Below are 12,351 nucleotides of genomic sequence, written 5' to 3'. Positions count from 1 at the left end.
AAAAATCTGTTTATAGTAGATTGTCGTTCTGAACTTGTTTCAGAATCCATTCACAATCAGACGCCCTTTTAGAGGCTGGAATAAATTCAGCACGACAAAAGGGACTTTTTGGTTGGCCCTGGTTATTTTGTTTATCCCAGGGGAATATGGAATGGAACTTTCTTGGGAGGCAAACATTTCTTGTCATCACAGGTCTGGTACTCAACAGTTCCGGATAACGATGTTTTTGCATTTGCCTTCAGCGTTACCTTTTGAACAAATGTTACCGTATTTCCATATTGATAAGCTGTGGAATTCGTAGCAGCATCATGCACTTTCTGCATTTTGCCCATTTCCTTAACGCTTCCGGTACGCACCACTAACGGGTTTTTGGTAAAATCAAATTTTGTAGGGTAAGCGATCGCCTCTTTTGGCTGCTGCTGTGAGTATAAATGCCAGCCGTTTTGCAGCGTAGCCACCATGTGTACTTCGTATACCTTATCGCCCACCTTTTTAGAAGAAAATTTCCAGCTTGCCGGGTCCTGTGCCCTTGCGGCTGCAACGGTCAATACAGCCAGTACTCCAAAGAAAATATGCTTCATTAAGTATAATTTAATCATTTAATAGGTTTGCCTTTTTTTACAATTCCTGAAAAGGATGGTTTAACCAATGACGTTAAAATTAAGCAACCAGTTGCTTGGCCATTAACAGGGAGGTCAGGATCTTTTTACCATCCTCATTGCCTAAAACCGAGCTGCAGGCACGTTCCGGATGCGGCATCATCCCAAAAACATTCCGCCCTTCATTACTGATACCGGCAATATGATCAATAGAGCCATTAGGATTACTTTCGGGTGTTTCCGTTCCGTTTTCATTACAATAGCGGAAGAGGATCTGGCCATTGGATTTTAATTGTTCCAGTGTTGCCGTGTCTGCATAGTAACGCCCTTCTCCATGGGCAACCGGTATTTTATATACTTCACTGAAAACCGCTTTATCATCCAAAATACGTTCCCTGTAAAATCCGTCTGCCTTTATAAACACATTTTTGCAGATATACTGCTGACGTTCATTGCGCAATAAGGCTCCGGGCAGCAGCCCTGATTCACATAAGATCTGGAAACCGTTACAAACACCATACACTTTACCTCCGTTCTCTGCAAATTCAATAATCCGCTTCATAATAGGGCTAAAGCGAGCAATGGCGCCGCAGCGCAGATAATCGCCATAAGAAAATCCTCCGGGCAATACAATACAGTCTTCCGTTGAAAAAGAGCCGATGTCCTCGCTCTTATGCCATAAAGGAACCACTTCCTGATTCAGGTCATATTGTAAAGCATCCAGCATATCCCTGTCACAATTGGATCCGGGGAAAACGACTACTCCAAATTTCATTATTGATTGATTTCGGTTAAAAAGCAAAGATAGCTAATGCGTCCCTCATTTTAAATTCAATTTAAGCAGCAGCTCAGGCAAACCTGCCTGCTACCTCAATGGCTATAATATACCCTGCTGTCAGCCAAAACGAAAGCACAGGATAAATCCTCACCTCGCTGTTCAGGTATCCGAAAGCATGAACAGCCGCGCAGGGAACAAGGATCAATACCCAGTTTGCAAAGCCTGGTCCGGGATTTACCAGTGCAATTACAACAGCGGTTGCAAAATACAGGAGAAAGAGTACCCACCCTTTTCGTATCTGGATAAGCATTTTTGATGAAAGGGCATTGATATAGTAAATACCTGCCAGAAGTGGCAAAATGGTTAAAAACAAGGCTCCGGCAAACCACAGTGACTGTTTTTCCAGGCTGATGCCAAAACTAAAAGGTTCTATCATGGAGGTAACGGTGGACCACTGACCAGACAGGAACAGGTAAATGAGATAAAAATAATACGGCGCCGTAAACCCGATGAACAGAAGCAGCCATTCATTAAAACGGAACGGCCGTAAAACAGCCAGCGCAATCAGGCCCCACAAAATAAAGAAAACAGCCGGCTGAAAAAACATGGTGGCCAGCCCGCATGCTAACCCGCAGTTAAAGATCAGCCCCCTGGCGTTAGGATGATTATGCGCTCTGAAAATGGAGATAAATCCCAGCAAAAAAAGAAGGGAAACGATCAACGGGCCCGATAAATAGTTGAATTCCGGAATAAAAGAAGAAATAAGCATTAATGCCATCCCTGCCAGATAATTGGGCCTGTTAACCAGGCGCTGGTTATTGATAAAAACAGTAAGCAGGTATGCCTGCCAGAAGATCAGCAGGAAAGCAAGAGTGCCATATACAGATGGAAAAACGGCTGCAAGGGGTTCCAGGAACTTAATAAACCGGTCGTACAAAAACCCGTCCTGCGGGCGGATAACAACAGCAGACTTTCCAAACAACCACGGCAATTTGAGCAGGATACCCAAAATGAAAATCATGATCAGATTTCCGGGGTTTTTTTGTTTAAAAGTTCCAATCACAACTACAGCCAGTTACTTTACAACCTTACCGTATTAAAAATCAACGCGTGCAAAAGATATATTTTTTTTATAAGAATAAGGAATAATCATGGTGGTGGGCCCTACCTGTTTTCCGTAACGGGGCATAAAATTTACATACCGGTCCCTGGCCTCCCGTGGCTCATTTTCTATCATTTGCCCGTCTTCAGTAATCACTACGTCGTCAAGGTCAGCTATTTTACCGGAATGATTCATTATAAAATGCATCTGGTCATTATTCAACAGCACCTGGTAAGAAATAGTGCCATCTGTTCCGGATTCTGACTGGTCTTTAAAAATAATATTTTCAGTGGTCCTGTTGCCCTCCCTGTCAAAGGAAAACACAGCAAGGTTGCCTGCGTTATACCTTACATAGTCATATCCATAGCCTAATCCGCCCCACCAGTAGCTCCTGTAGAAGAAGGGGGAGTAATAATAATAGGGGGACCAAAAGCCTCCCCAGCCCCAACCCCAGCCAAAGCCGCCATAAAACCCGTAAGGACCTCCATAGAAACCATAAGGGCCACCCCAGTAACCCCAGCGGTCCCATGCTCCACCTGTGGTATACAGAGCTTCAGCCGCAACTGAAAAGCCACCGTTCTCATGAATAATGATGCTGTTTATAAAAAGATCATTAAAGGCTCTTTTGCTGTTGGCCCTGCCGCTCATTTTTTTCTTCAGCTCATCATTAAACGCTGTAGTTGTCTTAAATACCTGCTGACGGCTGTCAATACTGAACGCGCTATTGTACAATCCTGCAATATTTCCTCTTTTTTTGGTGGAGTAAAACGAGGTCAGCAGGTAGCGGTTATTGGCTTGATCAATCTTCAGTTTAATATCATCCAGAAAAAGATTGTTAATATCAAGCGGGTATTCCTGGTATTCATCAACAGCTGCGGGCTTTACGATCAGCGTTGCATCTTCTATATCCCCACTTGTTAAGCGGTTGTATTTGATAAACGCAAAATCTCCGTTGTTTGCCAGGCTATAGCCGGACAAATAATCGCCGCTTCTGTTCATAGGCAGCGCATACCGGCTTTCCTGGAGCAGGTTTAACTGTGCGTCAAACAGTTTTGTGGTAAACAGGTGGCGCGTGCGGTCTTTTTTGTTGATTTTAAAGATCATGATCTTGCTGCCGTCACCGCTCTGAGCCGCCGTATAAATTTTACGGTCGGCCTTATAGGCGATCCTCGTGGTATCCAGCGTTACCGGCTCTTCCAGTATTTTTCCGTTGGGCTCTATACGCACCGCATTACAATACACGATGCTTCCCTGCTGGAACTGGTATAATAAATACGCAAAGTTGGAGAAAGTATAAAAACCCACATCCAGCAGATCCTTTTTTTTGGGCAGCAGGGTAATGGGTACCGTTTCCAGTTGCTGCATGCTTTCATTAAAAACAGTGATCCGGTGGCTCCCTTTTACCTCTTTATAGATAAGATAATTACTGGCCAGCTTTCCGATGATCTCAAAATTCATCCGGGGCACGTCTGTTTTATTTACATCAGCGTACACAATACTTTGTGCAGTTGCAACGTTAATAAGGCTGAAACCGATTAGTAACAGGTTAAAAATCAACTTTTTCATAAAACTTATTCCTATTCGTTTATAAAGGTACAGCTTTCCTTCAATACCCGATAAGGTTTTAACAGCCCGTTTTTTCAAAAGGAAAATATACCGGAAAGACCGTAAAAAATAAGTTTTTTCTTTATTAATCTTTATATAAACTTTGCTGCTTTATTGCAGTAAAAAGGACTTATTAGCAAGTGAAAATTTCTACAAACAAAGTCACAGCAGCCGGGCTGCTTGTTGCACTGGGAATTATATACGGAGACATCGGAACCTCCCCTTTATATGTATTTAATGAAATTATCGGAAACCGGGAAATAGATGAATTGCTGATCATAGGATCGCTATCCTGTATTATCTGGACGCTTACCTTGCAAACCACCATTAAGTATGTGGTTCTTATTTTAAGGGCTGACAACCGGGGTGAAGGGGGCACTTTTGCCTTATATGCGCTTGTACGGCGACGGCGAAAGTGGCTCGTTATTCCTGCCATGATCGGAGGCGCCGCAATGATCGCCGATGGTATGATCACACCACCTATGACAGTCACCTCAGCCGTTGAAGGCTTATCTATCCTGCCTTCCCTGCGCCATATAGCGCCCGACACCATTGTTATTATCGTTCTTATTATTCTTTGTCTTTTCTTTTTTCTTCAACAGTTTGGCACCGCTTCTATCGGCAGAATATTCGGACCTGTAATGTTCCTCTGGTTTACCATGCTGGCGGTATTTGGCCTTTTGCATATTTCAGACGACTTTAGTATTTTCCGGGCGCTTAGTCCTCATTACGCAATAGAATTCTTAATCAAATACCCGCATGGCTTCTGGCTATTGGGAGCGGTGTTTTTGTGTACAACAGGAGCCGAGGCCCTTTACAGCGATCTGGGCCATTGTGGCCGGGGTAATATCCGGATTTCCTGGGTTTATGTAAAAATCTGCCTGCTGCTGAGTTATTTTGGGCAGGGCGCTTACCTGCTGGCCCACCATGAAGGGCTGACCGTTACAGAAACAGTCAGGAAAACCCTTGGAATTAATGCTTTTTATAACCTGATGCCGGACTGGTTCATTGTTCCGGGGGTAATCATAGCCACCACGGCGGCAATTATTGCCAGCCAGGCCATGATATCAGGAGCGTTTACCCTCATCAGTGAGGCTATGCGCCTCAACCTTTGGCCAAAGGTAAAGATCCGCTACCCGTCAGAGGAAAAAGGGCAGTTGTTTATCCCCGCCGTAAACACATTAATGTTCATAGGGTGCATCGGGGTTGTCTTATATTTCCAGCAATCATCCCGCATGGGTGCCGCCTATGGCCTGGCCATTATCGTAACCATGCTTATGACAACCATTCTTTATGCCAATTACCTGGTTTTAAAAAGAATAAAACCCATTAAGGTCTATATATTCGTTATTGGTTTTGCGGTAATAGAAATTGCCTATTTAATTGCATTGCTGGCAAAATTTGTTCATGGTGGCTATATAACAGTAATGATCGGTGGTCTGATGTTTATTGTCATGTATGTTTGGTATCGTGCAAGAAAGATCAAAAACCGCTACGTGGAATTTGTGCGTATGGAGCATTATATTCCTAAAATGCAGGAATTAAGCGCAGACCGGTCCATTGCCAAATACGCTACGCACCTTATCTACCTTACCAGTGCGGATAATCCCAAGGAAATTGAGCACAAGATCATTTATTCCATTTTAAACAAAAAGCCCAAACGGGCAGATATTTACTGGTTTGTGCACGTGGACACATTAGATGACCCCTATACCGCCGAATATAAGGTGGAGCACATCATCCCCAATGATATCATCCGTATTGATTTCCGTCTGGGATTCCGTATTCAGCCAAGGATCAGCATTATGTTTAAAAAAGTGGTGGAAGACCTTGTAGTGAACAATGAAGTAAACATCATCAGCCGGTATGAAAGCCTTGCCAGCAGCAATACGGTTGGCGATTTCCAGTTTATGGTCATGGAAAAATACCTGAGCCCGGATAATGATCTCCCGTTCCTTGAAAAGATCATCATGAAGCTGCATTTCATGATCAAACAGATCAGCCTTTCTGAAGAAAAAGGTTTTGGACTGGATCTTTCCAATGTTACGGTAGAGAAGTTCCCGTTAATTGTGGCTCCGGTTACCAGCGTAAAGTTACGGCGAATCGAGGATCCCAGCTAAGTTTCGCTCTCCACAACCGGTATAACATTGCGGGAAGGCGGCTTCTTTAATTTATCCGGCACCGCTGCAAGTATTTCCGTTTGCAGCGCCGTTACCAGCTTTTCTTTCAGGAAATCCCTGTGCACCACCAGGCTTACCTCGCGCACAGGCACCGGTTTCTTAAAATGGCGGATCAGTTGTTGCTGACTTTTAGGCATTTGCAGGGCAGCCAGTTCCGGTATAATTGTTACCCCGTCGCTGATCTCTACCATACGCTTTAAGGTTTCAATGCTCCCCGCTTCATATTCCAGCCCTGAATGTTCACGACTTTGTTGCTGCAATTCACAGATAGAGATGATCTGTGACCGGAAGCAATGCCCTTCTTCCAGCAGCCAGAGCTTGCTGGTATCAATGTCCTTTGGCAGAAGGTATTGTTTCTGGTAGGCTTTGTTCTGCCTGGAAGTAAAAACCATCAGCTCTTCATAAAACAGCACCTGCTCTTTAATGCCTGGCTCATTAATAGGAGTTACCAAAATGCCGGCATCAATCCGTTCTTCTTTTAAATACCGGATCATATGTTCCGTCATCAGCTCCTGCACGATCAATTTGATCTCCGGGTATTTTTTTATAAATGCAGGAACAAATATGGGCAGCAGGTAGGGCGCCAGCGTTGGAATAATTCCAATGCGCAGTTGACCGGAAATAGTGCCCTTCTGATCTTCAATAAACCGGTCCAGCTCATTCCGCGCATGCAAGACGCGGCGGGCATGCTCCAGCACACCCTGCCCGATAGCTGTTGGCACCACAGGCTGCTTGCTGCGGTCAAATATTTTTATGCCCAGCTCCTCTTCCAGCTTATGGATCTGCATGCTCAAGGTTGGCTGGGTAATAAAGCATGCATCTGCTGCCTTTACAAAGTTCCTGTGGACATCTACTGCCAGTATATATTCCAGTTGCTGTAAGGTCATAAATATAGAATTAACCAATAGAATTATAAAATTAATCGGTTTTATTTATAAAACTAAATATTGCCGTTCAAGTCAGAAAAAATTTACAATGGCATTTTAGTGGTTTGCCATTATTCCCGGCATATTTTAAATGAAACAGGCTGCACCTTACGACGCTTTTATTACATACATTAGCTGGCTGTTTGCTTACCCTGGCGCATCCCTACAGAACAGCCCTGTGGGGCAGTATATTGGTAATCAAAGGAAAACTGAAACGTATTAAACCCTGTTAGGGCGCCATATCAACTGATGAAATTACAATAGCTGCATTTTAAGCCCAAAAAAGGGTTTTGACGAATTTCTGCAAAATCCTTGCAGCTATTCGTAGTAATCTTTTCCCGGAGCTTTGCTACAAAAGAACTTCGGGTGAATCAGCCGTCCTTAAATAATACCTTTTAATGGCAGGATTCTTCAGTAATGCAGTGGTGAATACGCGTGGCATATAAATACCTGTACGTTTGGAACAAGGGTAACTTTGTGAAACGGGCAGGCTCTTATATAATCCCGGAGCAGGCCGCTTCTCTGTATCCGGGTTAATGGTATGCCCGCCGGTAAAAGACGGTCAGGCTTCCTTAAGTGTTACCCCCTCTTTCCCTACCGCCAACCGGTAGGTACCACCTACCTTTAATGCATAGTTCTCTTTTTCATGACTTACCGGAAAATCAAAACAAACAGGATAGTCATATTCCCGAACCACATTCCATAAGATCTCATAGACCTCCTGACCGAAAGGCCTTGTGGTATCACCAACATCTGTAAACCGGCCAAAAACTATCCCGGCCAGATGCGCCAGTTTACCACTTCGTTTTAGCTGGTACAGCATCCGGTCAATGCTGTACTTTTCTTCACCAACATCTTCCACAAACAGGATCTTTCCTTTTGTTTGCAGGTCCGACTTTGTGCCAACTGCAGTTACCAGCAGCGAAAGATTTCCGCCGATCAATTCGCCGGTGGCCTGCCCGTGGCGGTTATATTTTGAACGGCGGGCTTTGTAACTGGCTTTCTTCCCCGTCAATGCAGCATGCAATGACCGGATGTATTTATTTTTATACTCCCCGTCATTAAAAGCAGCTGCCATAGGAGAATGCAGTCCGCTTATCTTAAAGTTGGTATAAATATGGCTGTGAAAGATTGTTATATCGCTATAGCCGATCACCCATTTGGGTCGTTTCTTAAACTTACTGAAATCAATGCGGTCAATAATGCGTCCCATACCATAACCGCCCCGGCCGCAAAGCACGGCCTGTACTCCGTCATCGTTCAGCATTTGCTGAAGGTCCTTCAGCCGTTCTTCATCTGTTCCTGAAAAATAAGTGGTTGATGTTCCGCCCAGTGTGGCTCCTGTTTTTACCCGGAAGCCCCATTTTTCCAGCACGCTGATGCATGTTGCCGCTTTCGCATAATCCATAAATCCTGCCGGGCAAACAATGCCGATCGTATCGCCTTTCTTTAAAAAAGGAGGTTGCCTTATGATCATTTTACAAACTGTTTAAAGTAGCGGTTTTAATAGTTACATTTAACTGATGGCGGGTGCCACAACGGTAGGCATAATTATCAATCTGGTGCCCAACCGGAAAATCGAAGCAAACAGGGTAGCTGTATTCTTTTGTTTTTTCCAGCACCGAATCATAAATATTCTTACCAAACTGCTCATCCAGCGGATCCTGTTTCAGCTTCATCCCCCCCACGATCAACCCGGCCAGCTTCGCCAGCTTGCCGGTCCGTTTCAGGTTCCAGAGCATACGGTCGATGCTGTACATATATTCCCCCGTATCTTCCACAAAAAGGATCTTGCCATCTGTATGAATATCTGAAGCCGAGCCGGCCAGCGTTTCCAGGGTTTTCAGGTTGCCGCCCACCAGAATACCCGTTGCTGTTCCCGGTTTGTTCACACTGTTAAAAGCTTCCGCCGAATACATCATTTTTTCACCGGTCAGTGCCTTCCGGATGGATTCAATGGTATCCTTCTGCAACGGATCTGCCGTTTCCCAAACGTCCGGAAAGCTGTTGCACATCTTGGAATGAATGGTAGCGATCCCGAAATTGCGGTGAATATGTGAATGCAGTACCGTAATATCACTAAATCCGATCACCCACTTGGGTCGCTGGCGGAATTGATCCCATTTCAATCCATCAACGATCCTCACGGATCCATAGCCGCCACGCGCGCACATAATGGCTTTTACATCCGCATCATCCAGCATCTTTTGCAGGTCATCCAGTCTTTCCGCATCGGTTCCTCCAAAAGTAAAGTCCCGCTTACCGATGGTATAACCCGCCCTTATTTTAAAACCCCACTGCTGCATCAGTGCAGCAGCCGGAAGGATCTCTTCACGCGTAATATACCCGGCGGGTGAAGTAATACCGATCAGGTCGCCCGGTTTTAAGAACGGGGGGATTTCCCCGCTTATGTCCACCTGTTTTTGCGCTCCCGCATAGGCCATGGATGCAGGAAGGCCTGCAGCAGTCAGTGCAGCCAGCGATGATTGTACAAAGGTTTTACGGTTCATGGATGCTAAGATAAATGAAAGTCAGCTACCTGTTTGATGAAAAATCCGGTTAATTTGTTATAGAACTTATCCAAACAATAAATATGGAGTTAATAATAAATTTCGACAATATAAAAGATTCCTCAAAAAGAGAATGGCTGCTGCATACACTTAAATTGATGGGTATTGGATACAAGGCTAAAGAAATTCCGCAAACATTGGAGGAATATAATAAGGACTTAGAAACGGGTAATGATGAAATTGAACAAGGGCATTTTATTACTGCCGGGGATCTGAAAAAGCAGGCTGAAAATGGTGACTGTTTGGAGTAAGCAGGCGGCATATCAGCAGATCACCTTTATACAACTGACAAGGAATTGATAATTTCGCGGATTACTTTTAAAAAGTGCAGCAGGCAGATAGTCTGAAATCTAAATACTGACCACTGATAACTGAAATCTCCCCTCTCACATCTCACTGACAATGGCTATTTTTGCAGACTAATTCAAGTACAGTTAATGAAAGATTATAAAAGAACATTAATAACAGCCGCTTTGCCCTATGCCAATGGCCCTATTCATATCGGCCACCTGGCCGGATGTTATATACCGGCTGATATTTATGCCCGGTATTTAAGAGCGCAAAAAAAAGATGTGAAATTTGTAGGTGGCAGTGATGAGCATGGGGTTCCCATTACCATACGCGCATTAAAGGAAGGCGTCAGCCCGCAGGATATTGTGAATAAATATCATGCCCAGATCAAGGAAAGCATGCAGCAAATGGGCATTTCTTTTGATATCTATTCCCGCACTTCCGATAAAGTGCATCATGAAACAGCAGCCGCTTTTTTTAAAGCGCTTTATGATAAAGGCCTCTTTGAGGAAAGGGAAACCGAGCAGTTTTATGATGAAAAGACCAATACGTTCCTGGCAGACCGTTATATAACCGGCACCTGCCCTGTTTGCGGCAACCCAAACGCTTATGGCGACCAGTGTGAAAAATGCGGAAGCACTTTATCTCCGGAACAGCTCATCAACCCGCGCAGCACACTGAGCGATGCCGTTCCTGTTAAAAAGAAGACAAAACACTGGTATTTTCCGTTACAGGATTATGAAGCATGGCTGAAACAATGGATCCTGGAAGACCATAAAGAATGGAAAGCCAATGTATACGGCCAATGTAAAAGCTGGCTGGATAACGGGTTACAGCCCCGCGCCATGACCCGGGACAGCAACTGGGGCATTAAAGTACCGCTGCCGGATGCAGAAGGAAAAGTGCTGTATGTTTGGTTTGATGCCCCCATCGGTTATATTTCAGCAACCAAAGAGCTCACTGAAAACTGGGCCGACTACTGGTGCAGGGAAGATACCCGGCTGATCCATTTCATAGGAAAAGACAATATTGTATTCCACTGCATTATTTTCCCCTCCATGCTGAAAGCGCACGGGGGTTTTGTATTGCCGGACAATGTGCCGGCTAATGAATTTTTAAATATTGAAGGCCAGAAAGTATCCACCAGCCGTAACTGGGCCGTTTGGGTGCATGAATATGTAAAGGATTTTCCCGGTTGCGAGGATACTTTACGCTATGTGCTTTGCAGCAATGCGCCGGAAACAAAGGACAATGATTTTACCTGGAAAGATTTCCAGGATCGCAACAATAACGAGCTGGTATCTGTTTTTGGCAACTTTGTAAACCGGACGTTTGTACTGATGCACAAATTATGTGGGGGTAAGGTTCCGCCCCTGCATGGAGAAGTGCTGGATGATGCAGACAAAGCTTTTATTTCCGACATCCAGCAGGCACCGGCCAGGGTGCAGGCGGCCCTGGATAACTTCCGCTTCCGCGATGCTTTGTTTGAAGTGATCGACCTGAGCCGTAAGGGAAATAAATACATGCAGGAAAAAGAGCCCTGGATCCTTGCCAAACAATTAACGGCAGACAACCCAGACCGGGAAGCCAGCCAGCAAAAGATTGACAATTGTTTACATTTATGCTTACAACTGACCGCAAACCTTGCTATTCTGATCAATCCTTTCCTGCCGGCTACGGCAAGGAAACTATTGCACATGATGAAGGTGGTAGAACGGATGCTGGATTGGGAAAATGCGGGTAAGCTGAACCTGCTCAGTGTTGGTTACAGCCTCAGGGCACCGGAGCTGCTGTTCCGGAAAATTGAAGATGCTGAAATTGAAGCGCAACTGGAGAAACTAAGAGCTGGTAGCGGGCAGCAACCAGTGGTCAGTGATCAGTCATCAGTAATCAGTGATCAGCAGGCAGTTGTTAGCGGACAGCCCTCTCAGGTCTCAGATCTCAAACCTCAGATCTCCTTTGATGATTTTTCAAAGATCGATCTACGCACCGGTACCATCCTTACAGCAGAAAAAGTACAAAAGGCAGATAAACTGCTGAAGCTTGAGATTGACCTGGGCTTTGAAAAAAGAACCATTGTTTCAGGAATTGCAGCACATTTCAGCCCGGAAACATTACCCGGCAAAAAGGTGGTGGTGGTTGCCAACCTTGCCCCCCGCAAGATGAGGGGCATTGAAAGCAACGGCATGATCCTTATGGCAGAAGACCGGGAAGGCAGGCTGGTGTTTGTGGCTGCAGATAATGAAGCGCCTGACGGAGCCGCTATCCGTTAGTAACAGAACCGGAAAATAACAGTCCGT

10 protein-coding genes are annotated in these 12,351 nt (G+C 44.9%); 3 read left to right on the top strand and 7 right to left on the bottom strand.

Annotated elements, in window-relative coordinates; translation table 11 throughout:
* Window positions 1–131 precede the first annotated feature (131 nt).
* The 4 genes from A8C56_RS02155 to A8C56_RS02140 form a co-directional block, all read right to left on the bottom strand.
* Complete coding sequence (locus A8C56_RS02155) at window positions 132–581, bottom strand: protein-disulfide reductase DsbD domain-containing protein (protein WP_084490385.1); 450 nt, start codon at window positions 579–581, stop codon at window positions 132–134.
* A 79-nt stretch (window positions 582–660) separates the two neighbouring features.
* Complete coding sequence (purQ, locus tag A8C56_RS02150) at window positions 661–1,374, bottom strand: phosphoribosylformylglycinamidine synthase subunit PurQ (protein ID WP_067751422.1); 714 nt, start codon at window positions 1,372–1,374, stop codon at window positions 661–663.
* Window positions 1,375–1,447: 73 nt separating this feature from the next.
* The gene (locus A8C56_RS02145; protein ID WP_245645714.1) at window positions 1,448–2,398 is read right to left on the bottom strand and encodes a hypothetical protein; all 951 of its coding nucleotides are present in this window, start codon (window positions 2,396–2,398) and stop codon (window positions 1,448–1,450) included.
* 75 nt (window positions 2,399–2,473) lie between these two features.
* A complete protein-coding gene (locus A8C56_RS02140) occupies window positions 2,474–4,045 on the bottom strand; it encodes a hypothetical protein (protein WP_067761497.1) in 1,572 nt (523 codons plus the stop codon).
* Between the two features lie 179 nt (window positions 4,046–4,224).
* Here A8C56_RS02140 and A8C56_RS02135 point away from each other — a divergent pair, with 179 nt between their 5' ends.
* Window positions 4,225–6,204, top strand: coding sequence for a KUP/HAK/KT family potassium transporter (locus A8C56_RS02135; protein ID WP_067751418.1), 1,980 nt, complete (start codon window positions 4,225–4,227; stop codon window positions 6,202–6,204).
* On the opposite strand, the gene A8C56_RS02130 is transcribed toward A8C56_RS02135, so the two are convergent.
* The 3 genes from A8C56_RS02130 to A8C56_RS02120 form a co-directional block, all read right to left on the bottom strand.
* The gene (locus tag A8C56_RS02130) at window positions 6,201–7,151 is read right to left on the bottom strand and encodes a hydrogen peroxide-inducible genes activator (protein ID WP_067751414.1); all 951 of its coding nucleotides are present in this window, start codon (window positions 7,149–7,151) and stop codon (window positions 6,201–6,203) included. The two genes, A8C56_RS02135 and A8C56_RS02130, sit on opposite strands and share 4 nt — an antisense overlap.
* A gap of 601 nt (window positions 7,152–7,752) precedes the next feature.
* A complete protein-coding gene (locus A8C56_RS02125) occupies window positions 7,753–8,667 on the bottom strand; it encodes a S66 peptidase family protein (RefSeq protein WP_067751411.1) in 915 nt (304 codons plus the stop codon).
* 1 nt (window position 8,668) lies between these two features.
* Window positions 8,669–9,700 (bottom strand): S66 peptidase family protein, encoded by a 1,032-nt coding sequence (locus tag A8C56_RS02120; RefSeq protein ID WP_067751410.1) that lies wholly within the window; start codon window positions 9,698–9,700, stop codon window positions 8,669–8,671.
* Window positions 9,701–9,783: 83 nt separating this feature from the next.
* On the opposite strand from A8C56_RS02120, the gene A8C56_RS02115 reads away from it, so the two are divergent.
* Both A8C56_RS02115 and metG read left to right on the top strand, forming a co-directional pair.
* Window positions 9,784–10,011, top strand: coding sequence for a hypothetical protein (locus tag A8C56_RS02115; RefSeq protein ID WP_067751407.1), 228 nt, complete (start codon window positions 9,784–9,786; stop codon window positions 10,009–10,011).
* A 186-nt stretch (window positions 10,012–10,197) separates the two neighbouring features.
* Complete coding sequence (gene metG / locus A8C56_RS02110) at window positions 10,198–12,324, top strand: methionine--tRNA ligase (RefSeq protein WP_067751406.1); 2,127 nt, start codon at window positions 10,198–10,200, stop codon at window positions 12,322–12,324.
* Window positions 12,325–12,351: the final 27 nt, after the last annotated feature.

It is taken from the genome of Niabella ginsenosidivorans, assembly GCF_001654455.1.
In the GTDB taxonomy this organism is placed as follows: Bacteria; Bacteroidota; Bacteroidia; order Chitinophagales; family Chitinophagaceae; genus Niabella; species Niabella ginsenosidivorans.
This window is presented reverse-complemented; position numbering and strand designations above follow the sequence as displayed.